A 25098-nucleotide genomic window follows, 5' to 3' on the forward strand; every position below is an offset into this window, starting at 1 on the left:
ATTGAAGTTAAATATTACGGCTCTTGCTGATCGCATGATATGGTTCATAACTCTAATCTTTTTAGTGTTGTCGTTGACCATTTCCTTTGCCCTTGGCGAAGCGAACTATGGTGCGTATGTATTGTTTGTATGCTTATTTGGGCTCATTATTTTTTATCTAATAAGAGAGCAAGGTGTTATTAAACTACGGCTTAATTGGATGCATGGTTATATGCTACTCTTTATTGGAGCTTGTTATTTGAGTGCGATTAATGCCACAGATACAGCTGTGGCGATGAGTCGAAGTTTTGATATGGTCAAGATATTTTTTATGCTCATCATTTTATACATGTGTTATCAAGATAAGAAATCGGTGGATACATTATTAAAGATTGGCATGTGGACAGGCTATATAGTTTGTTTCTATACTGTTTATTTCTACGGTTTAGATTATTTTATTACTGTTTTATCATCCTCAGCGCGTATTGCTAATGATGCATTGAATGCGAATACGGTAGGGCTATTGGGGGCCAATGCTATTGTTATGACCTTGTATTATATGCTATACGATCGACCTCGTTGGTGGCATATTATTGCATTACCAACACTTGGTATTTTAGCGGCTACAGGTAGTCGTAAGGCCTTAGTTTTTGTTGGTGTTGGTACAGTATTACTCTTTATTTTTAAAAGTTTTCGTAGTGCTAATGCGGTCAATTCTATTGTAAAAGTTATTGGTTCCTTATTAGGTCTTACCATTATAGGTATTGCGGTCTTGCAATTGCCGATGTTCTCTGAAGTATTAGACCGAATGTCTAACATGATGGAAGCCTTTACAGGCACAGGGGGGGACTCATCCACTATTATTCGTTTAGCTTTGGTAGATATTGGATGGGACTTATTTTATCAATCTCCCATAACTGGTGTAGGTATCAATAATCCATCTGTATATACTTTTTTCGTGTATGGTAAAGATAATTACTACTTGCATAATAATTATATTGAGTTATTAGCTGGCACGGGTGTTATTGGTTTAATAGCATATTATTCAATGTATCTATATGTAGCATATAATTTAATTCGCTATCGCGATATACATAGTAATGAATATATAATGGTACTTATTTTATTCCTTTCACAAATTGTTATGGATATGGGTATGGTTTCTTATGAAAGTAAGAGTACCTATTTTTATATGATGTTGTTTTATTTAGAGGTACAAATTCTTCGGAAAGGACGTAAACATGAAGTTCAGCAAACTGTTTAGGGTCGGTATGTCCTTTTTAACAAAACCTTACTATCGAACGAGAGTATTAATTAAATCGGGTTATTATGACTCTTTGTCTGATGAAGACTTTTTGAAGAAGGTATTTCCTAAGTATATGGGATACCCTTTAGATTTAGAAAATCCAAAAACTTTCAGCGAAAAGTTACAATGGCTTAAGGTTAATTTTAGAGACCCAATACAAACAGTGATGGTTGATAAACATGAAGCTAAACATCTTATTGCTCAACGTGTAGGTAATCAGTATATAATACCTACGATTTCCGTATGGAACTCTGTAGATGATATTGACCTTGATAGGTTGCCTAATCAATTCGTTTTGAAATGTACACATGATAGTGGAGGCATCGTTATTTGTAAAGATAAATCAACACTTGATTGGGAAGCAGCAAAAGCTAAATTAAGAACATTCTTAAAACGGGATTATTCACGTATTGCTAGAGAGTGGCCTTATAAGAATGTTCCTCGACGTATTATCGGAGAGGAATATTTGTCGGAATTAGGTAGCAATGACATATTAGATTATAAGATGTATTGCTTTCATGGTGAACCAAAGTTAACAGTAGTATGTTCTAATCGTTTTTCTAAAACAGGAACGCGTATGAACTTCTATGATATCGATTGGAATCCTATGGGAATTCATTTTGGACATTATCCACCGTTACCTACAGAGTTTCCAAAGCCAGATACATATGGTGAAATGCAACAGGTTGCGATGGAGCTTAGCAAAGGGTGTCCATTTTTGCGTGTTGATTTTTATGAAATTAAAGGGCATATATTTATTGGAGAATTAACATTTTTTCCTGGTGCTGGATTTGAAAGATTTCGTCCTATGTCAAAGGATTATGAATTAGGAGAGTGGTTACATCTTGAGAATGTACATCGGGGCTGATTTAGTTCCTACGGATATTAATAAAACATTATTTGAAAACGGTAATGGAGAAGCTTTTGTAGGAAAAGAGCTTTATGAAATTTTGAAGCAATCGGATTTAAATGTTTTCAATTTAGAGGTTCCTCTTACTGATATAGAGACACCCATCGTAAAATTTGGTAATAATTTAATTGCGCCTACAAAAACAATTAATGGATATAAGGCATTAGAGCCGTTATTTTTAACACTGGCTAATAACCACTCCTTAGATCAAGGGGTGGAAGGGTTGACGACAACATTAAATTTGTTGAAGCAGCATAAGATTGCTCATGCTGGAGCTGGAGCTAATTTGAAAGAGGCTAAGAAGCCATTTATCTTTGAAAAAGATAATGTACGTATTGGATTTTATCTTTGTACAGAGAACGAGTTTACTATAGCTACTTGTCATACAATGGGGGCTAATCCTTTTGATGTGCTAGAAAGCTTTGACGAAGTGAAAGTTTTAAAGGCACAATGCGACTACGTCATTGTTCTATATCACGGCGGCAAGGAATTCTATCGCTATCCATCTCCTATGCTACAGAAATATTGCCATAAATTTGTCGATAGTGGAGCGAATCTCGTTATCTGTCAACATAATCATTGTGTAGGGTCTCGCGAAGATTACCAGGGGGGCACTATCATTTATGGACAGGGAAACTTTATTTTTAACTCTGACTTTTATGTAAATCATCAGGAATTTGTGAAAGATGCAATACTAGTTACTATAGACGTAACTAAGGATGATTTTGTGGTGTCTGAATTGCCTATTCGTAGAACCGATAATGGTACACGACTAGCCACAGAAGTTGAAGCTACAGAAACATTAGAGGCTTATAGAAAACGTAGTGAAGAAATTAAAGACCCTCACTTTGTGACTCAAGCTTATAAGGCCTTTGCTGATACACATGTAAAACGTTATTTGCGTGAGTTTTTAGGTAGATCATTTATTGTACGCGCTATTAATGCTTTATTGGGCCGAAAATTGGTAGAACTTATTTTGGGCAAAATGAGTTATTTAGCAATACAAAATTATTTGGAATGTGAAGCTCATCATGAACTATTCTTGAGAGGCATTAAGAATATCAATAAGAAATAATGGATACTAAAATCGTAGCTGCTGCTAAATGGTCTGTTATTACAGAGGTTTTGGCAAAGCTTATCACACCACTGACAAATATAATATTGGCTCATATGTTAGCACCGACTGCATTCGGCATATTGGCGACGATTATGATGGTTATATCTTTTGCGGAAATGCTTGCTGATGCGGGTTTTCAAAAATTTCTTGTTCAGCATGAGTTTGAAAGTACCCAAGATAAGCAAGAGGCCACAGATGTGGCCTTTATTGCCAACCTAGTGTTTTCTCTAGTTTTATGGGGCGCTATCATAATCGGTCGTGATGAATTGGCCGTATTAGTAGGTAATGATGGCTTAGGTATACCTTTAGCCGTGATGGGCGCTATGATTCCTTTATCTGCTTTTAGTAGTGTCCAAATGGCATTGTATCGAAGAGATTTTAATTTCAAGTTTCTTTTAAATATTAGGCTCATAACAATTCTTACACCTATATTGATATCTATACCAATGGCGCTTATGGGGTACGATTATTGGTCTTTAATTGCTGGTATGCTAGGGTCTCAGCTATTTACGGCGTTGGCATTATTAAAGAGTCGGAAGAATCAAATTCATCTGTTTTTTAGTAGTCGCGTCTTTATGAACATGTTTAACTATAGTGCATGGTCTTTAGCTGAAGCATTTTCTATATGGCTCACTGCTTGGGTGGATACATTCATTATTAGCCGTTTTTTAGATGCCTATTATTTGGGTATATATAAGATGCCAATGGCTATTGTTACGACTGTAATGGCTATGGCTACAGCATCTTTGGCTCCTGTATTATTCGCGGCTTTAAGTCGTGTGCAAAATAATCAACAGGCCTTTTCGAATACATTCTTTACATTCCAACGCTATATGGCTCTATTTTTGGTACCTCTAGGTGTAGGCTTATTTGTATTTCAAGACTTTGTTGTTCAGCTTTTACTAGGGCCACAATGGACGTTAGCGGGCATTGTATTAGGTTCCTGGGCATTGAGTTCGGCTATTATGACTGTAACAGCTAATTTGATTTCCGAAATATTTCGTGCAAAAGGGATGCCTAATCTATCATTTTGGACTCAAATATTACATCTAGTAGTTTTAATACCAGTTATTTATATTTGTATTCAATATGATTTCAGTACCTTTGTATATGCTCGATCGTTAGTAAGAATGGAAATGCTAGCAGCTTCTATGTTGCTACTGGCTTTATTTGTCAATATGAGTGCATTTCGCATAATATCTAATATCAGTGTATATCTCATTACAGCATCTATAGTTGGGTTAATTGCCTATAGTATTTTACATCTCTATGATGCAGTATGGTGGACCGTCGTCTGTATGCTTTTATGTGTTGTATTATATGTGGCTATTTTATACGTCATTCCATCTGAGCGCATAATTATTGCTTCTGGCTATAAAAAAGTCTTAAGTAAAGTAAAACGACATAATTAACAGAACTATGAAAGGAGTACATATGCTTTCAAAAAATGTAGATTTAAACAACACGGTAATCCTTGTAACGGGTGCCGCTGGATTTGTGGGGGCTAATCTAGTTATGTCCTTACTATCTGAAGCAGAAGGGACTCAAATTATTGGCATAGATTCTGTTAATGATTACTATGATGTAGCATTGAAAGAGTATCGATTGCAACAGATTGATGAACTTAGCAAAGATAATAAGAATATATGGATTTTTAAAAAAGGGAATATTGCAGATAAGTCCTTTGTTGATGAAATTTTTGCTATCTATAAACCACGAGTTGTAGTGAATCTAGCAGCTCAAGCAGGGGTTCGTTACTCTATTACTAACCCCGACGCCTATATCGAGTCTAATATTATTGGATTTTATAATATTCTAGAAGCTTGTCGTCATTCTTATGACGATGGTGAAAGAGGTGTAGAGCATTTAGTGTATGCATCATCTTCTTCTGTATATGGTGCAAATAAACAAATCCCATACTCTACAGATGATAAAGTAGATAATCCTGTATCTCTTTATGCAGCTACAAAAAAGTCAAATGAGTTATTGGCTTATTCGTATGCTAAATTATATAACATCCCTAGCACAGGGCTTCGTTTCTTCACTGTATACGGCCCTGCAGGTCGTCCAGATATGGCATACTTTGGTTTTACAAATACATTACGTAATGGTGGGACAATTAAAATTTTTAACTACGGCAATTGTAAGCGTGATTTCACCTATATCGATGATATCGTAGAAGGCGTTTCTAAGGTTATATCTACTGCACCAGAGCGTCGCAATGGTGCGGATGGCTTGCCGGTTCCACCGTACGCTATTTATAATATCGGCAATAGCAACCCAGAAAATTTACTTGATTTTGTGCGCATTCTTTCAGAGGAATTGGTTTCTGCTGGCGTATTGTCAGAAGATTATAATTTTGAGGAGCATAAAGAATTAGTACCCATGCAACCAGGGGATGTGCCTGTTACATATGCTGATACAAGTGCGTTAGAAGCAGATTTTGGCTTTAAACCTAATACAACCTTACGAGAAGGGTTAAAGCGTTTTGCCATATGGTATAAAGATTTCTATATGATGGAGGGCAAATAAATGAAAATTGCAATTGCTGGTACAGGCTATGTAGGCCTTTCCAATGGTGTGTTGTTAGCTCAACACAATGAAGTGGTGGCCCTCGATATCATCCCAGAAAAAGTAGATATGTTAAATCGCAAAGAGACACCTATTGTAGATGCTGAATTGCAAGAGTATTTAGCTACTAAGGAGTTAAACTTCAAAGCTACACTTGACCCAGTAGAAGCTTTTAACAGTGCAGATTATGTTATCATTTCGACACCTACAAATTATGATCCTCAAAAAAACTTTTTCGATACATCTTCTGTTGAACAAGTCATTAAAACTGTGCTAGAGATTAATCCTGATGCAGTAATGATTATTAAATCAACTGTACCGGTAGGCTATACGGTACAAATGCGTAAAGAATTTAATACGGAGAATTTAATTTTTTCGCCAGAATTCTTGCGGGAAGGTAAAGCCTTATACGATAATTTATATCCATCCCGTATTGTTGTGGGCGAGGATTCTGACAGAGCACGTCGTTTTGGACAATTATTAGCGGAAGGTGCTATTAAAGAAAATATTCCACAATTATATACTGATTCTACGGAAGCGGAAGCAATTAAATTGTTTGCTAATACGTATTTAGCATTACGTGTAGCGTATTTCAATGAGTTAGACTCCTATGCTGAAGTACGTGGCCTTAGCACAAGTCAAATCATCAAAGGGGTTTGTTTAGATCCTCGTATTGGAGATTTTTATAATAATCCTTCCTTTGGTTATGGTGGTTATTGCTTGCCAAAAGATACAAAGCAATTATTAGCTAACTATAATGATGTACCACAAAACTTAATTTCTGCCATTGTTGATGCGAATAGAACACGTAAAGATCATGTGGCAGATACTATTATTGCTAAAAATCCGAAAATTGTTGGTATCTATCGCTTGACCATGAAGATGAACTCTGATAATTTTAGAGCATCAGCCATTCAAGGTGTTATGAAACGTATTAAGGCGAAAGGGATTGCTGTGGTAGTATATGAACCTACACTAGATGCAGAAGATTTCTTTAATTCGCCAGTTATACGTAATTTTGAAGATTTTAAGCGTGTTAGTGATGTCATTGTAGCTAATCGCTGGGATAGTAGCTTAGAAGGTGTAAAAGATAAAGTTTATACACGAGATATTTTTGATAGAGATTAATACAGCTATATGTATTGTGGCGTTTAGGAGAGTAGTATGAAACGTTGGATACTATATATTGTGTTATGTCTAATTGTGTTTTTTATATGGGATAATTCCTTGCAAAATGGAGGAACCTCTGATGGGTTTAGTCTTATTTTTGCAAAGTGGATTGCCCCTATAGCTAATAAATTAGGCTTTTACGGAAATATATGGGCCTTAAATAGGATTATTCGAAAATTAGCCCACCTTACAGAGTTCACAATCCTTGGTGGTGTTTTATATGTAGTTCTACGCCGCTATATTGAATATGGCACAGTAGTAAAAACAATAGTAGTGGGTATAGTAATAGCTAGTCTAGATGAATTTATACAATTATTTTCTCTAGGACGCAGCTCTCAACTGTCTGATGTACTGATTGATACAGTTGGTATAATCATCGGTATATCGGTAGTGAAATTAACTTATTATATTAGTCATGATAAAAGATAAAAGTACATTTAAAAATTAAATAATTATTAATATAATAATGTGTAAAATATGACTCATAATTGTAGAAATTATGGGTCATATTTTATGAAGGATAAATGAATATATAAAAATTGTATTAAATGAACATATAATAATTTATTTATTTTTATAGAAAAACCACTATACAAGCGACTGGTCCCTTGTTATAATCGTGAATGTAAAATGAATTATAAACTTAAATGAGAAGAACATGAACTTTATAAAAGAGGTCGATTTTGAAAAGAAAATCGAAAGTAGAAGGGAAAGATTATGAGTCGCGTGGTTGATTTACATGGTTGCATTTTGCCAGCTGTGTTAGGCCCACAAGGGCCTCAAACAATGGCAGAATCAGTAAAAATGATTAAGTCCTTGTCTGAACAAGGTATTACAGATATTTTTAGTACGCCTGATGTAACAGTATCTATGGATCTGAACACATGGAATGCTATAAACTCTTTAGTTAATGAAGTAAAAGTTATGGTTAAGGAGCAACAAGTAGATATAACTATTCACAGTGGAGCTCGCGTAATGCTTTGTGATGAAATGGTTGCATATATAGCTTCTCATCGCAATCAATATACGTTGGGAGATAGCCATTTTATATTAGTTGCTCTTCCACAAAATAGCAAAGTGCATCATATTAATGCGTGGTTATTAAGTCTACTAGATATGGGGCTTGTACCTATTATTAGTGAAGTAGAAACTTATGGACAATTATTTACTAAACCTGAACAATTACTAGCATGGGTTGATAGAGGTATTTTGATTCAATGTAATATGGCATCTTTTGATCATGGTAACGCTAACTATGATAGGGCTATTGAATTATATCGAAATGGTTTAATTCATTTCTTTGGTACTGGTTACAGCGATGGCTGTGATGTTGAGGCGTACCAAGGTTATGTGGAAGCAATTTCTGAATTAGACAATACGTATAAAAAAGATTTGTTGCCAAATATCCATCTTAATGAACGCGACCTCTTAGCTAATCGCACATTTTATCCTTCTGTCCCATCTAGTTGGGTGGGGAAAAAGGGTAATTTCTTAACTCGTCTATTTGGCTTTGCATTATAATTTATATAGGTTCTTTTATCCATGTCATATTGGCATAGATAGAGGGACCTATTTTTACTTTATATTGTATTTAGGGTTGAAAACAACCACCATATATAGTATACTGAGAGGGCGGTAAAAATAGAGGGGTTTTCTAATAATTCTTTACATTTTTACATATAAATTTATAAAAAGTGTGATTAGACATACTTTTTATACTTCTTAACATATATTTTGGCAGTAACAAGATGGGGAGGTTGCCAATATGTTGCAGGTCATTAAGCGTGATGGCACGAAGGTACCATTCGACAAAAACAAGATTGCTTTGGCTATTGAAAAAGCTGAACATAGTAGTACTGGGTTGTACGAAGAGGGCTTGGCACAGCGTATTGCAAATGAAATTGAGGAATATGCTACTAAGCTTCAAAAAGACATGACAATTTATGCTATTGAAGATCAAGTGTATTATAAGTTGATTGAGTATCATAATCCTGCAACGGCACGTGCCTATGAAGGTTACAAAGCTGTTCAAGCTTTTAAACGCCGTCAAAATACAACTGATGATGATGTAATTGGTTTATTAGATCGTAGTAATATCAGTGTTCTTGATGAAAATTCTAATAAGGATGCTGCTATTGTATCTACCCAACGGGATTTAATTGCTGGTGAAGTATCTAAGGATATTGCTCGTCGTAAATTGATTCCTACCGATATTTTGGAAGCCCATGATAGTGGAGCTATCCACTTCCATGATATGGATTATATTATTCAACCTATGTTTAACTGTTGCTTGATTAATTTGGAAGATATGCTTACAAATGGCACAGTAATCAATGGTAAAAAAATCGATACACCTAAGTCTTTCCAAGTTGCTTGTACTGTAACAACACAAATCATTGCACAAGTAGCATCTGGTCAATATGGTGGTCAAAGTATTAATGGTATTGACCGTATTTTGGCACCATTTGTACGTAAATCTTATGAAAAAATCCTCAATAATGTTATTGAAGAGCAAGTTGAGATTTATGGCATGGAGCCTAATATGGAAAAGGCTCGTGAAATAGCGTGGAAACGTACGCGTAAAGAGGTTAAAGATGGTATCCAAACTATTCAATACCAAATCAATACATTGATGACCACAAATGGTCAATCTCCATTTGTTACATTATTTATGTATTTCCAACCAGACTATGAATACGCGAAGGAAGCGGCTCTTATTACAGAAGAAATTTTGCGCCAACGTATTAAAGGTGTAAAAAACGAAGCCGATGTATATATTACACCAGCCTTTCCTAAGTTGATTTATGTTCTTGATGAGCATAATGTAACACCAGATAGTTCATACTATTACTTAACTGAATTGGCAGCACAATGTACGGCTAAGCGCATGTACCCTGACTATATTTCTGCAAAGAAAATGAAGGAAAACTACTCAGGTAATGTCTTTAGTCCTATGGGCTGTCGATCCTTCTTATCTCCTTGGAAGGATGAAAATGGTGAATACAAGTTTGATGGACGTTTTAACATTGGTGTAGTAAGTTTAAACTTACCTCAAATTGGCATTCTAGCTCGCGGTAGTGAAGAACGATATTTTGAAATTTTAGATAAACGACTTGAGTTGGCAGAAAAAGCACTAATGCTTCGTTATGAATTACTTAAGGACGTAGTGAGCGATGTGTCGCCAATCCATTGGCAACACGGTGCTATTGCAAGACTTAAAAAAGGCGAGAAAATTGCTAAATTCTTGACTGGCGGCTATGCGACTATTTCCTTGGGATATATTGGTATTTATGAAGCAACTCGCTTAATTACCGGTGAATCGAATACGGGCGAGAAAGGTCGCGTTTTTGCGATGAAGATTATGGATCGCTTAAATGCAGCTGTTGATGAATGGCGAGTTAAACATAACATGGGCTTTGCATTATATGGTACACCTGCTGAAAGTTTAACCCATCGATTCTCTTCTTTGGATCGCGCTCGTTTTGGTATTATTGAGGACATTACGGATAAGGGTTATTATACTAATAGTTATCATGTAAGCGTACGAGAAGAGATTAATGTATTTGATAAGTTCTCCTTTGAATCTGAGTTCCAAAAGAAATCTACAGGTGGCTGTATTTCCTATGCAGAAATTCCTAATATGACTAATAATATTCCAGCTGTTTTGACTATGATTCAATATATTTATGATCATATTTCTTATGCTGAATTTAATACCAAGTCTGACTATTGTCACGAATGTGGCTTTGATGGAGAAATTAAGGTAAATGAACATAACGAGTGGGAATGCCCTCGTTGCCACAATACAAATCGCGATAAATTAACTGTTATCCGTCGTACTTGTGGATACCTTGGCGAAAACTTCTGGAATGAAGGGCGCACAAAGGAAATTAAAGATCGTGTAATGCACATTTAAGATTATTAGAGGTATAGTTTTAATAATTATCCTGTATATTAAGCATATTAAGATAAACTGTTATATAGATTAATATAATTATCATAGACATCTAATGATGTGGGTATGTTAATAGATACGATTTTAGAGTTCTAAATACGATAGTTTTAAATGGTAAAAGCTGTGCCTAAGGCACAGCTTTTACTGTATATATGAGAAATTGAAATATATCTATATAGTGTTGATTAAAGTTGATAGGCACTACTATGGAGGTTATGATGAGATATGGGCAAATAAGACAATATGATATTGCCAATGGAGAAGGGATTCGTACATCTATATTTGTAACAGGTTGTACACATTGTTGTTATAATTGTTTTAATGAAGAATACCAAGATTTTAATGCTGGTAAGGTATGGACGCAAGCTGAGACAGATTTAGTGGTTTCCTATGTGAAGAATCCTACATGTTCAGGTTTAACATTATTAGGTGGGGAGCCATTTCAAAATGTACAAGGCTTATTACCGGTGGTGAGAGCTGTTCGAGCAGCGGCGCCAAAAAAGAAGATTTGGGCCTATTCCGGCTATGAAATAGATGATATCTTAGAAGATGAGTTGCGAAGTGCTTTATTACAAGAAATCGACATTCTCGTAGATGGCCGCTTTGTAGATGAACTTAAGGATCCTGCTTTGCGCTTCAGAGGTTCTTCAAATCAGCGTATCATTGATGTTAAAAAGACATTAGCGGCTGGGGAAATTGTATTAGCGATGGAGTAAATATGATATATGATAAACGATTTATAGGACTCATTATTATAGTTGGCTTTATAGCAGGGCTAGTAGGGGCTTCCTATACGTATTTATTACATGGAATCCAACATTTCGTATATAATTACTCCTCTGCTGATCATCTGAGCTTTGGTGCAGCTGTGGCCCGAGTATCACCGATAGAACGATTAATACCCTTAATCGTCTGTGGCGTGATAGGTGGCGTAGGTTGGGTTTTGATTCACAGATATGGTAAAGGCGTTGTAGATATAAAAACGGCAGTTTCTGGTAAAATGGATATGAATCCAATTACTACTGTTTTACATGCAACACTGCAAATAATTACGGTAGGTATTGGTTCTCCATTAGGTCGAGAAGTTGCACCACGTGAGGCTAGCGCTGGTATTACTACCTTTTTAGTTAAACATTTTGATATAAAACAAGAAGACCGTCAATTATTAATTGCATGTGCTGCAGGCGCTGGTTTAGCTGCAGTTTATAATTCACCATTATCTGCGGCAATTTTCACATTAGAAACTTTGCTTCTTACTTGGAATATACGGGCTATGAGTGCAGCCCTCTTATGTTGTGGTTTGGCTACATTTGTGACGCGACAAGCTGGTGTAGGAGATGTTATACAATATACAATGGCACAACCCAGTTTGGGAAGTCATTATGTAGAGTTTTCTATCGTTTTAGGCGCTATTATTGCAATTGGTGTTGTTTTATTTAATATTACACAAAGTAAGCTACCCGCCATTCATCGTAGTAGTCCTGTAATGATTCCCATTTCTATCGTAGCATTTACACTAATTGGTGTTTTAGCTATGTATTTTCCTGAAATTCTTGGAAATGGTAAAGCAGGCAATGAGTTGACTTTTACGAACGATATCACATGGACATATGCATTGGGTTTATTTGGATCCAAATGGGTAGCTGTTTTACTTGCTTTGGCCGCTGGTGCATATGGTGGTCGTATTACACCATCTATGATGTTAGGTAGTACTTTGGGGATCGTATTTGGTACCGTATGGGCTATTGCTATAGCGCCAGTATCTTTGGGAATGTCTGCTTTTGTGGGGGCCGTAGTATTCTTAGGCCTTGCACAAAAAATGCCTATGACATCTTGTGTATTTATGCTTGAATTATCTCGTTTCTCTGTAGAGATGTTGTTTCCTATAGCTTTAACAATGGGGACAGCCCTTATGGTAGAGCAAATTATTCAATCAAAATTAAATAGCGCTAAGTAGCAATAAATAACAGTTAATAAAAGTTAAATATAATATATAGAAAAGAAGCGGATAGTTGAGTTAATCAGCTATCCGCTTTTAATGTATATGTAATTATACGATTTTGGCGTTCTTATCGTATTCCTCGCCACCCGCATCAGGAAGCATGCCATATTCTACAGTCCACAAGTGTTTATATTTTAGTGCTTGATTGTGAATACGTTCGATTTGCGTTTCATCTGTACGAGCTATGCGAGCTGGGATTCCAACAACTAAAGAATTAGGTGGGATTACAGTGTTCTCCTTTATGACTGCACCAGCAGCAATAATAGAGCCAGAGCCAATATGACAACCGCTCAATACAATAGCGCCCATTCCAACTAATACATTATCTTCAATGGTACTAGCGTGTACTATTGCACCATGGCCAATTGTTACGTAATCTCCAAGAATGCAAGCCCTGTCGTCATCAACGTGTAATACAGAGTTATCCTGTACATTGGAATAGCGACCTACTACAATTTTATTTACATCACCGCGAAGTGCGCAGTTTTGCCAAATTGAAGCATATTCTTTTAGTTCAACATCACCTGCAAGTTCTGCACCAGGCATAACACAACTTTTGGGATCTAATTTGGGGTATTTTCCGTGAAATGGTAACATAAGGAACTCCTAATTTATTAACTATACGATTTCAATAAGACGTTGTGCTTTACGAATAGACATGATAGCTTCGTTCATTACTGTTTGTACTATAGTGTGAGCAGGTTCAATAGTAGTAAGTCGGTTTAAACCTTGTCCAACTTGTACAGCACCATTTATAACATCACCATCGATAGCAGCACGTTTGTTAGTACCTTGGGACATTTTGGTGCGTTCTTCAGGAGTAGTGACACCATCTGTTTCGGCAGCTAAGTAACGTGTAGTGAATTCGTTTTTCAAGCTACGTACTCCACCGTGACCGGAGAGGAGACCCGTTACAACAGAGTCTGTATCTGTGGCTTTGATAATTGCTTCTTTCATATTTATGTGGGCTTGGCATTCTTCAGCTAACAAAAAACGGGAACCCATTTGTACACCCTCAGCACCCATCAACAATGCTGCTGCAATACCACGACCATCTACGATAGCGCCTGCTACAACAACAGGAATGGAAATCTCAGGTAAAATATTTTCCATCAAGGACATGGTTGTTTGGCTACCAATATGTCCACCAGCTTCCATACCCTCAATAATAATTGCATCAGCACCAGCTTCTTCAATGCGTTTAGCAAGTTTTAGAGATGGGACAACAGGGATAACTTTAATGCCTGCATCTTGCAATGGTTTAATATATGGTACAGGATTGCCTGCTCCAAGTGTTACAAATGCAGGCTTTTCTTCAATGATAATATCCACTAATTCGTCTTTATTGGGAGCCATTAACATGAGATTGACTCCGAAAGGCTTATCCGTTAAGTCTTTACAGGCACGAATCTCGTTGCGCGTCCATTCTGCATCACGACCACCAAGAGCAATTACACCTGTAGCACCTGCATTAGCTACGGCAGCAACTAGTTTGTGTTCAGATACCCAAGCCATAGCACCTTGGATGATAGGGTATTCGATTTGTAAAAGTTGTGTTAACGCTGTTCTCATAAAGCCTCCTATGATAACAATTAGATTTACTGAAACTTTATTATACCTTTATACGAGAATTTTATATAAGAATGATTTTATTTTCTTATATAAAATTAGAGTATTAATAAAGTCAAGAATATTCATCAGTATATACTTATATACTAAAGAGATTAAGCGTAATATTATTTGGAGATTATATGTAGTCACATAATCTCTTCTCTATATAATAGTATAATATAGTAATTATGTACACCTTAGATAAGGTTATTATAGTTATTTATTTAAACAATATGCTTTCAAAATTAATTTCCAATTATTAGATTAAAATAAAATATTCAGCAGTAGTCTAAAGATAAAAAAACTAAATGATAATATATTTCAAATGAGTTAAGTAGTAGAAAACCGCATAGTATCTATGATTATTAAATATTATAAAAAATGAGAAAATAAGAAAATGAGTATTGAAAAGTTTCGATGTCTTTGATATACTACATTACAGATAGAGTATCTGAATTAATTAAAGATAAACATTAAACAATAATTTTCAAGTGAAGGAGGAAATACACATGGAAAAATATGTATGCGTAGTATGTGGTTGGGTTTATGACGAAGCTGTTGAAGGCGTAAAATTCGAAGATCAACCAGCTGATTATGTTTGCCCAATTTGCGGTGTTGGTAAAGACCAATTCGAAAAAATGTAATTGACTTACCAAAAGGCTATCTTGAGTCCACTTGAGATAGTCTTTTTTATTTGACAAAGCACCATGTCATGTTTATAATATTATGAGTCGAGGTAAGATTATGAAACTGCAAGTAGAGCAAGCAAAAGAACATATAGGAAAGAAATTTCCTTATAGCTATACGATATCAGCCTCTGAGCTTGGTGACGTAACTGCTTTTCCTTGGAGCCGTCATGATATAACCATTAGTGGTGAGTTTTGGTTTGATGGTCAAAATTACATCGTTCAAGGTTCGATTCAGTCTAAAGGCGATTATGATTGTTCCCGTTGTTTAAATACCACAGAACATTATCGAAAAGATTTCTTTGAGGAAATCTTTAGTGATTGTCGAGATGCTGCAGATGATGTGAATTCTTTTGATGGAGAAGAAATTGACTTAACTGAACTAATTAGGGATACATTAATCATCAATGAGCCCTCTCAAGTGTTATGTCAGGATGATTGCAAAGGATTGTGCGTTCATTGCGGAGCAAATTTAAATGTTTCACCTTGTTCTTGTGAATCCTTTGTGGTGGATCCTCGATTTGCAGAGTTACGTGCTTTGCTTGATGAGAAAGATGATAGATTATCCTAATGATTGTACTAAGGAGGTGCAGATAATGGCAGTACCTAAACGTAGATTGTCTAAATGCCGTCGCGATCGTCGTCGTGCTAATTGGAAATTAGAAGCTCCTGGTTATGTAGCATGTCCACAATGCCACGAACCTAAGATGCCTCATCGTGTTTGCCCTACATGTGGTCACTATAAAGGTGAACAAGTAGTAGCTAATGCTTAATATGTGAGCAGAGAGAGACGCCTACTTTGTAGGCGTCTTTTTTATATGCTTTCAAAATATACACTCATATTTTTATATGTTTCGTTATCAATAACAAGTGTCACTATTTTATAGTAAGATTATTCTATAAGATGGTGACACATTTTTATTTTTTATAAACAATAATACTAAAATATAAAAAAACAACTATATTTTGTATATGCTATGAAAATATCTTACTATATGTATGAAAAGTCTTGCCAATAAGGGAATTATTGTATATACTTAGGATGTAATATTAATACTAGGTCATAAAAGGTGGTCCCATGAGTCGGTTAAAGAAGCAAGAGCGCCAGAAGCAGTTACAAGAAAAACTGAATATTACGCCATTTCTTACTGATGAAGAATTGGCAACACACTTTGGTGTAAGTGTGCCAACAATTCGTCTCGATCGACTAGAATTGGGTATTCCTGAATTGCGTGAACGCATTCGTGTTATGGCTACAGGTCAATCACATGAAATGGCAGAACATGTATCATATGAAGTGGTTGGCGAATTGATTGATGTCACCGAGGGGCACCAAGCATTATCTATGTTGCGTACTACGGCTGATATGGAAGATCAATTCGGATATGTAGAACCGCAGTATTTATATGCGCAAGCAAATTCCCTTGCAAAAGTGGTTATGGGGACGACTGTTTGCTCTGCGGAAGTTGGAAATATAAAATATAAAAACCCGGTAGGATCTGGTACTAATTTGGTAGCGAAAGCAGAAATTGTTCGTCGCCGAGGTAATAAGTTCTTTATTTGGGTTATAATAAGAGATAAAATAAAAGAAGTGTTTCGCGCAAAATTTATTATGGAATCCGTAGAGAATAGGGTGTAAATTATGAAAATTGCAATAGACGCCATGGGTGGCGACTTTGCTCCAATGGAGACTGTACTTGGATCCATTGAAGCCGTACGAGCAAATCAACACATTGAAGTGGTGCTCGTCGGCGATGAGCAGCAAATTTTTGATATATTAGAAGCTAATAATGAAGCTAAGAATCCACGTATTTCTGTACATCATGCTAGCCAGGTAATCGGCATGGATGAACATCCAGGTCAAGCATTGCGCAAGAAAAAAGATGCATCTGTTGTGGTCGCTACTTCGTTGGTTCGCGATAATCGTTGTGATGCTGTAATTGCTCCGGGGAGTACGGGAGCTGCTGTTGCAGCGGCTTTGTTTGGTCTCGGTCGCATTAAGGGCATTGACCGCCCTGTCATTGCAACTCCAATGCCAACGGTAAGTGGTATAACAGTTATGTTAGACTCTGGTGCAAATTCTAATAGTAAACCTAAACATCTTGTACAAGGTGCTTTAATGGGGTCTGAATACGCTAAGCTTTTATTAGGAAAAGAAAATCCTACTGTAGGATTGTTAAATATTGGTGAAGAGGCCACAAAGGGGAACGATGTCGTATTGGCGACGTATCCGATTTTGGAGGGTATGAAGACTATCAATTTTAAAGGAAATATTGAAGGTCGTGATATTCCTAAAGGTGCCGTTGATGTTGTCGTATGTGATGGCTTCGTAGGCAATGTGGTACTTAAATTTGCGGAAGGTTTAGTAACAGGTCTTACGCAATTAGTAAAGGATAGTATCATGGCAGGAAGTATTTTCGCCAAGATAGGAGCTATGCTTGTAAAGCCAGCTTTGAAAAAGATGGCAAAACGTTTGGATCACACAGAAAATGGTGGTGCTCCGCTCTTGGGAGTTAATGGGGTATTCATGATTGCTCATGGTAGTTCTAAAGCAAAAGAAATAAAAACTGCTATTGAAATTGCTAGTGATTTAGTAGAGCGTAAAATTATTCAACACATAAGAGAAACGATGGATATTGAAGGAGCCTTAAAGTATGACTATGATGAATAAACCTGTAGGAATCATTGGTACTGGGAGCTTCCTTCCTGACAATGTAGTAACAAACTTTGATCTTGAAAAAATGGTTGATACCAATGATCAATGGATTAGAGAGCGTACGGGTATAGAAGAACGACGCATTGCACCGGAAGGTATGAATACATCCTATATGGCGACAGAGGCAGCAAAAAAAGCTATGCAAATGGCTAATGTCACTGCAGAGGAAATCGACATGATTATCTTTGCTACCTTAACACCAGATATGATTATTCCTTCGGCAGCTTGTGTATTGCAAGCGAACTTAGGCGCCAAAAACGCTGCAGCCTATGATTTACAAGCGGCATGCTCTGGGTTTGTATATGGATTGATTACTGCCGCTAGTTATATTAGTTCTGGTATTTATAAAAAAGTACTCGTCGTGGGGGCGGAAATCCTTTCCCGTCGAGTAAACTGGAATGATCGTGGTACATGTATCCTCTTTGGTGATGGTGCTGGGGCTGCAGTAGTATCTGAAGTACCTGAAGGCTATGGCATTAAAGGTATTGACATGGGCGCCGATGGCACTGGCGGACCAGCGCTTTGCATTCCTGCAGGTGGCACTGCTGTGGTGGCAAATGATCAACGCGTAGAAGAGGGCTTAACATTTATTCATATGGATGGCCCTGAAGTATATAAATTTGCCGTTAAAACGATGGGGCGTACGGTTTTAAAATCCTTAGAACGCGCTGGTATGGAGTTAAACGAATTAGATTACTTCATTCCTCATCAAGCGAATATTCGTATTATTGATTCGGCAGCCAAACGTTTACATCTGCCAATGGAAAAAGTTTTTGTTAATTTACATAAGTATGGTAATACATCTGCCGCGTCTGTAGCGATTGCACTTGATGAAGCTAATCGCGAGGGACGTTTCAAACGCGGTGATAATGTTGCGTTTGCAGGATTTGGTGCAGGCCTAACATGGGCAAGCCTGGTCTTGAAATGGTATTAAGGAGGACACATCAAGATGATTAAGACTGACATTTGTGATTTATTGCAGATTGAGTATCCAATCTTTCAAGGTGGTATGGCTTGGCTCGGTACTGCAGAATTAGCGGCAGCCGTTTCTGAAGCTGGTGGCCTTGGGATTATTGGTGCTGGTCATATGCCTCCTGATATTTTCCGTAATGAAATCCATAAATTAAAAGAGCGCACTAGCAAGCCTTTTGGCTGTAATATTATGCTCATGTCTCCATTTGTAAAAGAGGTTATGGAAGTAGTTGTGGAAGAACGTGTTCCTGTTATTACTACAGGTGCAGGTAATCCTGGTGTTTATGTTCCCGCTTTGAAAGAAATTGGTACAAAAGTTATTCCTGTAGTTGCATCAGTATTACTTGCAAAGCGCTTATTACGTGGCGGTATTGATGCAATTATTGCTGAAGGTACAGAGTCTGGTGGTCACGTAGGTGATATTACAACTATGGCATTAATTCCTCAAGTAGTTGATGCTGTAGATGTACCAGTTATTGCTGCTGGTGGTATTGCAGATGGTCGTGGTATGGCTGCGGCATTTGCATTAGGTGCTAAAGCGGTACAAATGGGGACACGATTCGTATTATCCGAAGAATGTATTGCCCATGAAAATTATAAAAATGCTGTATTGAAAGCAAAAGATCGTGCTACAGTTATGACTGGCTTAACAACAGGTCATCCTGTACGTATTATAGATAATGCGTTAGCTCATAAATATAAATCCCTTGAATTTAGTGGTGGTTCTAAAGAGGAATTGGAAGCATTAGGCGCTGGCACACTTCGTTTAGCTGCTATTGATGGTAATATAAAAGAAGGTTCTGTAATGATCGGTCAAATTTCTGGTATGTTAACAGATGTTAAACCATGTGAAACTATCATTAAAGATATCATGACTGAAGCTGAAACAGTGATTAAGAATCTTCAAGGTCTTAGTAAATAAGGAGGCCCCTAATGAAAACGGCATTTGTTTTTCCTGGTCAAGGTTCTCAAAAAGTAGGCATGTTACAAGATTTGTATAATGCGTATCCTATTGTAAAACAACGTTTTGAAGAGGCTGACGAAGCACTTGGTTATTCCATCAGTAAATTATGCTTCGAAGGTCCTGATACAGAGCTCGTTAAAACAGCAAATACACAACCAGCTATTTTGACTGCATCCGTAGCTTGTTATGAAATTCTAAAAGAACAAGGCTTTACGCCTGATATCGTAGGCGGGCATAGTCTTGGTGAGTATAGTGCTCTAGTAGCAGCCGGTGTATTGAACTTTAAAGACGCAGTATATGTAGTTCATAAACGCGGTGAATATATGCAAGAAGCTGTGCCATTGGGTAAAGGCGCTATGGCGGCAATTTTGGCATTACCTCGTGAGCAAGTTGTAGAAATTTGTGAAGAAGTAAATGCTTCTGTAGGTTCTGTACAAGCAGTTAACTTCAATTGCCCTGGACAAATCGTTATTGCCGGTGAAACTGCAGCGGTGGAAACAGCAGCTGAAAAAATGAAAGAAGCAGGAGCGAAACGTGCAGTAATGCTTCCGGTGAGTGCTCCATTCCACAGCCGTTTGATGGAACCAGCAGCTCTTCGGTTAAAGGAAGAATTGGATAAGATCCAAGTGAGTGATGCACAAATTCCTGTAGTTGCAAATGTTACTGGTAAGATTTTGACTAATGCCAATGACATTAAAGAGTCCTTAGTTACTCAAGCCGCTAACCCTGTTTTATGGGAAGATTGTGTAGCTGAAATGGTAAACTTTGGTGTTACTCGCTTTGTTGAAGTGGGGCCTGGGAAAGTACTTACAGGTTTTACTAAAAAGATTAACAAAGATATGGAATTAGCCAATGTTGAAGACATTGCATCCTTAGAGAAAACGCTTGAATTTTTGAAGGGGGTTCGATAAAATGCATTTAGAGGGTAAAGTAGCCATTGTAACTGGCGCATCCCGTGGCATTGGTCGCGCTGTAGCTATCAATCTAGCACAATCTGGTGCTGATGTTGTTGTAAACTATAGCGGTAGCGAAGGTGCAGCGCAAGAAACTGTTGAAGCTGTACAAGCGTTAGGCCGCAAAGCCATTAAAATTAAAGCTAATGTAGCCAATGCTGATGAAGTTGCTTCCATGGTGGAAGAAGCTCATAAAGAATTTGGTCACATTGATATTCTCGTGAATAATGCGGGGATTACGCGTGACGGTTTGTTAATGCGAATGAAAGACGAAGATTTTGATGCTGTTATCGATATCAACTTAAAAGGTGTTTACTTGGTAACTAAAGCAGTATCTAAAATCATGATGAAACAACGTTCTGGTCATATTATTAACATGACATCTGTTGTTGGTGTTATAGGTAATGCTGGTCAAACTAACTATGCTGCTTCTAAAGCGGGCGTAATTGGTTTTACTAAATCCTGTGCTAAAGAATTGGCTAGCCGTGGTATTACAGTTAATGCTATTGCACCAGGCTTTATCAATACAGATATGACTGATGTATTACCAGAAAAAGTTAAAGAAGCTATGGTTACTCAAATTCCGTTGGGCCGTATGGCTGATGCCGAAGAAGTAGCAACAGTAGCAACATTCCTTGCTAGCGATTTTGCTAATTATATTACGGGTCAAGTCATCAATGTTGATGGTGGCATGGTAATGTAGTTGTAAAATTAGACTATATATAAATACACTTTGAAAGGAGGTGAACCACTAATGAACACTTTCGATAAAGTTAAAGCAATCGTTGTGGAACAATTAGGCGTTGATGAAGCTGAAGTTACCATTGATTCTACATTCATCGACGACTTAGGCGCTGACTCCTTAGATATCGTTGAATTGATCATGGCATTTGAAGAAGAATTCAATGTTGAAATCCCTGACGACGTTGCAGAAAAAATTAAAACCGTTAAGGATACAGTAGAATATATTGATTCTGCTAAATAAGCTGTAAAGCTAACAATTCAACCGAACGGGAGGCCGAGTGGCCTCCCAACCGGTTTTATTTACAGGAGGATTTGATAGTGAAGCTCCCTGAACTTCGCATTGGGAATCTAGTGGCCAAAGTACCTATTATTCAAGGTGGTATGGCGATTAGATTGTCTACAGCTCGCTTGGCAGCAGCCGTTGCAAATGAAGGTGGTATCGGCCTTATTGCGGCATCGGGCTTGCCTTTCGATGAATTACGATACGAAATACAATTAGCTAGAAAATTATCACCTACGGGTATTATTGGTATAAATGCGATGGTAGCAGCAACTCAATTTGCTGGCTTAGTAAAGACTGCCATCGAAGAAGGCATTGATCTTGTAGTAGCAGGTGCTGGTTTTTCAAGAGATATGTTCGCAATGGGCAAAGAGTCTGGTACTCCTATTGTACCAATTGTTTCGTCCGCAAAATTAGCTCGCATTTCTGAAGGTTTAGGTGCTGCAGCTGTAATCGTAGAAGGCTGTGAAGCTGGTGGACACTTGGGGACGGATCGTTCCGCTCGAGAAATCGTTCCCGAAGTTGTAGCAGCGGTAAAAAACATTCCAGTAATTGCTGCTGGTGGTGTTCTAGATGGCCATGATATCGTTGAAATGTTAAAAATCGGCGCTAGTGGTGTTCAAATGGGTAGCCGTTTTGCTGCTTCTGATGAATGTAATGCATCTGATGAATTGAAAAAAATGTATGTACGAGCTACAAACCCTGAGGATATAGTATTGATTCAAAGTCCTGTTGGTTTGCCTGGTCAAGCAATAAAAAACAAATTTGCTGAATCTGTTTTAGATGGTACTGTAGCGCCTCCAACGGTGTGTGATAACTGTTTAAAACATTGTTCCCATAAATTCTGCATTATCCGTGCTCTTTCTCGCGCACAACAAGGTGATGTGGAAACGGGGTTGGTGTTCTCTGGCAATAATATGAGAAAAGTCGATAGGATTATGCCAGTTAAAGATATCTTTGCTCAATTAAAACAGCAAGTAGCAGAGATTGATTAATTTAAAGGGCTGTATAGCTATAAGAGGTGGAATAATTGGAAAAACGTGTAGTAATTACTGGCTTAGGGGCAGTGACTCCTGTAGGTATCGGTAAAGAGAACTTCTACAATGCGTTATTGGCAGGTCAATCTGGTATTGGGCCGATTACACGCTTTGACGCATCTGACTATGCAACACGCATTGCGGGTGAAGTAAAAGACTTTGATATTACAAACTATGGGGTAGACAAGAAAGAAGCTCGTCGTATGGACCGTTCTGTAGAATTTGCTATCGGTGCAGCTGTTCTTGCTTGTGAAGATGCTGATCTTGATTTAGATAAAGCAGATTTAGATCGCTGTGGTACTGTAGTTGGTACAGGTATAGGCGGCATTGACTCTATCCATGAGGTGTATGAAACATTATTCGAAAAAGGTCCTGGCCGTGTAAGTCCATTTGCAGTACCTATGATGATTGCAAATATGACATCTGCACGCGTATCTATTCGCCTTGGTCTTAAAGGTCCAGTTATTACAGACGTAACTGCTTGTACTTCTGGTACAAATGCGATTGGCGATGCATTCCGTATCATCCAACGTGGAGATGCTGATGTGATGTTTGCTGGTGGTACTGAGGCTGCGGTATCTCCGGCTGCTGTAGCTGGTTTTGCGGCTATGAAAGCTATGTCTACACGCAATGATGAGCCAACAAAGGCGTCCCGTCCATTTGACCGTGACCGTGATGGTTTCGTAATGGGTGAAGGTGCTGGTATCGTAGTTCTTGAAGAATTAGAACACGCAAAAGCACGCGGTGCGCATATCTATGCTGAAGTTGTGGGCTATGGTAGCAATGGTGATGCTTACCATATCACTGCACCAGCTCCAGGTGGTGTTCAAGCTCGTAAATGTATGGAATTAGCAATTAAAGATGCAGGTATTGATCCTAAAGACGTTAACTACATCAATGCTCATGGTACATCTACTGGCCTTAATGACCAAAATGAAACATTGGCTATTAAAGAATTGTTCGGCGATCACGCTAAAAATATCGCTGTTAACTCTACTAAATCCATGACAGGTCACTTATTGGGGGCTGCTGGTGCTATTGAAACTATCGTAATGGCAATGGCGATTGAAACTGGTAAAGTTCACCCTACAATTAACTGTGACAATCCTGATGAAGGTTTGGATCTGGACTATGTTCGTGAAGGCGCACGTGAACTTCAAGTAAAATGTGCACTTTCTAACTCTTTCGGTTTTGGTGGTCATAACGGTACACTTTGCATTCGCCGTTATGAAGCTTAATGGTTACTATCGAAACGCATAAGAGTAAGATAACACAAGCTCGTGAAGAATCTCTTCATGAGCTTGTTGCTCGTTTAGACATACCTGTGTCAGATATATCCATTATAGATTGTGCTTTTACACATACTTCTTATGCGAATGAACATAAATCAAAGCATATTCATCACAATCAGCGATTAGAGTTTTTAGGCGATGCTGTTTTGGATCTTATTATTGGGGAATACCTATTTAAGACATATCCAGATATGGCTGAAGGTAATTTAACGAAAATTAAGGCCGCTACAGTGTGTGAGGATTCTTTAGCATCTGTGAGTCGTTCTTTGCAACTAGGACAATATTTATTGCTCGGTCATGGAGAACGCGCTTCCGGTGGTAACGATAGAAACTCTATATTAGCGGATACCTTTGAGTCTCTCATCGGTGCCATTTATATTTCTACAGATTATCAAACGGCTATGGCCTTTGTTTTAAAGCATTTAACTACCTATATCATGCAAGCCTTAGAAGGTAAGCGGGGCAAAGATTATAAGACGTTATTACAAGAATATGTGCAAAGAGATGGGGATAAACATATTGTCTATCATTTGCTCAGTGAAAGTGGTCCCGATCATGCTAAAACCTTCCATATGGAGGTTGAAATTAATGGTGTTACTTACGAGGCCGGCTCTGGTAAAAGTAAAAAAATTGCAGAACAACATGCGGCTCAATTGACTTTAGAAAAGTTGATGGCTGATAAATAGAAAAGCGCCGAATGGCGCTTTTTTTGTATAATAGTATGTGAGTAATATATAGTATGTGAGTAATAATCTATATAATGGTAGATGAATAATGATCTATATAATGATAGATGAACAATAATCTATATAATAATAGATGAATAATAATTT

The 25098-nt window shown here is 37.5% G+C and carries 26 protein-coding genes; 24 read left to right on the forward strand and 2 right to left on the reverse strand.

The window, feature by feature from the left end; genetic code table 11:
• The first annotated feature begins 1 nt into the window (after position 1).
• The 11 genes from VPAR_RS03435 (at position 2) to VPAR_RS03485 (ending at position 12965) form a co-directional block, all read left to right on the forward strand.
• Positions 2-1243, forward strand: coding sequence for an O-antigen ligase family protein (locus VPAR_RS03435; RefSeq protein WP_012864180.1), 1242 nt, complete (start codon positions 2-4; stop codon positions 1241-1243).
• The gene (locus VPAR_RS03440) at positions 1221-2153 is read left to right on the forward strand and encodes an ATP-grasp fold amidoligase family protein (protein WP_012864181.1); all 933 of its coding nucleotides are present in this window, start codon (positions 1221-1223) and stop codon (positions 2151-2153) included. Before VPAR_RS03435 ends, VPAR_RS03440 begins: the two co-directional genes overlap by 23 nt.
• Complete coding sequence (locus VPAR_RS03445) at positions 2137-3270, forward strand: CapA family protein (protein ID WP_229055787.1); 1134 nt, start codon at positions 2137-2139, stop codon at positions 3268-3270. Before VPAR_RS03440 ends, VPAR_RS03445 begins: the two co-directional genes overlap by 17 nt.
• Positions 3270-4724, forward strand: coding sequence for a lipopolysaccharide biosynthesis protein (locus VPAR_RS03450; RefSeq protein ID WP_004697227.1), 1455 nt, complete (start codon positions 3270-3272; stop codon positions 4722-4724). The genes VPAR_RS03445 and VPAR_RS03450 overlap by 1 nt, the downstream gene beginning before the upstream one ends.
• A 22-nt stretch (positions 4725-4746) precedes the next feature.
• Positions 4747-5844 carry an NAD-dependent epimerase/dehydratase family protein gene (locus VPAR_RS03455; RefSeq protein ID WP_012864182.1) on the forward strand — a complete coding sequence of 366 codons (1098 nt, stop codon included), beginning with the start codon at positions 4747-4749 and terminating at the stop codon, positions 5842-5844.
• Positions 5845-7011 carry a nucleotide sugar dehydrogenase gene (locus VPAR_RS03460; RefSeq protein ID WP_012864183.1) on the forward strand — a complete coding sequence of 389 codons (1167 nt, stop codon included), beginning with the start codon at positions 5845-5847 and terminating at the stop codon, positions 7009-7011.
• Positions 7012-7047: 36 nt separating this feature from the next.
• On the forward strand, positions 7048-7482 hold the full coding sequence (locus VPAR_RS03465) for a VanZ family protein (RefSeq protein ID WP_008600642.1): 435 nt from the start codon (positions 7048-7050) through the stop codon (positions 7480-7482).
• Between the two features lie 288 nt (positions 7483-7770).
• Positions 7771-8574: a tyrosine-protein phosphatase gene (locus VPAR_RS03470; RefSeq protein WP_012864184.1), complete on the forward strand. Its 804-nt coding sequence runs from the start codon at positions 7771-7773 to the stop codon at positions 8572-8574.
• Between the two features lie 244 nt (positions 8575-8818).
• Complete coding sequence (gene nrdD / locus VPAR_RS03475; RefSeq protein ID WP_012864185.1) at positions 8819-10969, forward strand: anaerobic ribonucleoside-triphosphate reductase; 2151 nt, start codon at positions 8819-8821, stop codon at positions 10967-10969.
• Positions 10970-11226: 257 nt separating this feature from the next.
• The gene (gene nrdG / locus VPAR_RS03480; RefSeq protein WP_012864186.1) at positions 11227-11724 is read left to right on the forward strand and encodes an anaerobic ribonucleoside-triphosphate reductase activating protein; all 498 of its coding nucleotides are present in this window, start codon (positions 11227-11229) and stop codon (positions 11722-11724) included.
• Positions 11725-11726: 2 nt separating this feature from the next.
• On the forward strand, positions 11727-12965 hold the full coding sequence (locus tag VPAR_RS03485) for a chloride channel protein (protein WP_012864187.1): 1239 nt from the start codon (positions 11727-11729) through the stop codon (positions 12963-12965).
• 93 nt (positions 12966-13058) lie between these two features.
• Here the strand turns inward: VPAR_RS03485 and VPAR_RS03490 are convergent, their stop codons facing one another.
• Both VPAR_RS03490 and VPAR_RS03495 read right to left on the reverse strand, forming a co-directional pair.
• Positions 13059-13607 carry a gamma carbonic anhydrase family protein gene (locus tag VPAR_RS03490; protein WP_004693416.1) on the reverse strand — a complete coding sequence of 183 codons (549 nt, stop codon included), beginning with the start codon at positions 13605-13607 and terminating at the stop codon, positions 13059-13061.
• Between the two features lie 21 nt (positions 13608-13628).
• Positions 13629-14582 carry a nitronate monooxygenase gene (locus VPAR_RS03495; RefSeq protein ID WP_012864188.1) on the reverse strand — a complete coding sequence of 318 codons (954 nt, stop codon included), beginning with the start codon at positions 14580-14582 and terminating at the stop codon, positions 13629-13631.
• Between the two features lie 548 nt (positions 14583-15130).
• Between VPAR_RS03495 and VPAR_RS03500 the strand changes: the two genes are divergently transcribed.
• The 13 genes from VPAR_RS03500 (at position 15131) to rnc (ending at position 24951) form a co-directional block, all read left to right on the forward strand.
• Positions 15131-15265, forward strand: coding sequence for a rubredoxin (locus VPAR_RS03500; RefSeq protein WP_004693422.1), 135 nt, complete (start codon positions 15131-15133; stop codon positions 15263-15265).
• 100 nt (positions 15266-15365) lie between these two features.
• Positions 15366-15878, forward strand: coding sequence for a YceD family protein (locus VPAR_RS03505; protein WP_004693424.1), 513 nt, complete (start codon positions 15366-15368; stop codon positions 15876-15878).
• 25 nt (positions 15879-15903) lie between these two features.
• Positions 15904-16080 (forward strand): 50S ribosomal protein L32, encoded by a 177-nt coding sequence (gene rpmF / locus VPAR_RS03510; RefSeq protein WP_004693428.1) that lies wholly within the window; start codon positions 15904-15906, stop codon positions 16078-16080.
• Positions 16081-16385: 305 nt separating this feature from the next.
• Positions 16386-16946 carry a transcription factor FapR gene (gene fapR / locus VPAR_RS03515; RefSeq protein ID WP_004693429.1) on the forward strand — a complete coding sequence of 187 codons (561 nt, stop codon included), beginning with the start codon at positions 16386-16388 and terminating at the stop codon, positions 16944-16946.
• A 3-nt stretch (positions 16947-16949) separates the two neighbouring features.
• Positions 16950-17978: a phosphate acyltransferase PlsX gene (gene plsX / locus VPAR_RS03520; RefSeq protein ID WP_004693432.1), complete on the forward strand. Its 1029-nt coding sequence runs from the start codon at positions 16950-16952 to the stop codon at positions 17976-17978.
• Positions 17962-18957 carry a beta-ketoacyl-ACP synthase III gene (locus VPAR_RS03525; RefSeq protein ID WP_012864189.1) on the forward strand — a complete coding sequence of 332 codons (996 nt, stop codon included), beginning with the start codon at positions 17962-17964 and terminating at the stop codon, positions 18955-18957. Before plsX ends, VPAR_RS03525 begins: the two co-directional genes overlap by 17 nt.
• A gap of 15 nt (positions 18958-18972) precedes the next feature.
• Complete coding sequence (fabK, locus tag VPAR_RS03530) at positions 18973-19917, forward strand: enoyl-[acyl-carrier-protein] reductase FabK (protein WP_004693435.1); 945 nt, start codon at positions 18973-18975, stop codon at positions 19915-19917.
• Between the two features lie 11 nt (positions 19918-19928).
• Entirely contained in the window at positions 19929-20870 is a 942-nt protein-coding gene (gene fabD / locus VPAR_RS03535) for an ACP S-malonyltransferase (protein WP_004693437.1), read from the forward strand.
• A gap of 1 nt (position 20871) precedes the next feature.
• Positions 20872-21615 (forward strand): 3-oxoacyl-[acyl-carrier-protein] reductase, encoded by a 744-nt coding sequence (fabG, locus tag VPAR_RS03540; RefSeq protein WP_004693439.1) that lies wholly within the window; start codon positions 20872-20874, stop codon positions 21613-21615.
• A 51-nt stretch (positions 21616-21666) separates the two neighbouring features.
• Positions 21667-21897 carry an acyl carrier protein gene (locus tag VPAR_RS03545; protein ID WP_004693441.1) on the forward strand — a complete coding sequence of 77 codons (231 nt, stop codon included), beginning with the start codon at positions 21667-21669 and terminating at the stop codon, positions 21895-21897.
• 77 nt (positions 21898-21974) lie between these two features.
• The gene (locus VPAR_RS03550) at positions 21975-22931 is read left to right on the forward strand and encodes an NAD(P)H-dependent flavin oxidoreductase (protein WP_004693443.1); all 957 of its coding nucleotides are present in this window, start codon (positions 21975-21977) and stop codon (positions 22929-22931) included.
• Between the two features lie 35 nt (positions 22932-22966).
• A complete protein-coding gene (gene fabF / locus VPAR_RS03555; RefSeq protein WP_004693446.1) occupies positions 22967-24211 on the forward strand; it encodes a beta-ketoacyl-ACP synthase II in 1245 nt (414 codons plus the stop codon).
• Positions 24211-24951, forward strand: coding sequence for a ribonuclease III (gene rnc / locus VPAR_RS03560; protein ID WP_004693448.1), 741 nt, complete (start codon positions 24211-24213; stop codon positions 24949-24951). Before fabF ends, rnc begins: the two co-directional genes overlap by 1 nt.
• The last annotated feature ends 147 nt before the right edge of the window (positions 24952-25098 follow it).

It is taken from the genome of Veillonella parvula DSM 2008 (assembly GCF_000024945.1).
GTDB classification, from domain to species: Bacteria; Bacillota; Negativicutes; order Veillonellales; family Veillonellaceae; genus Veillonella; species Veillonella parvula.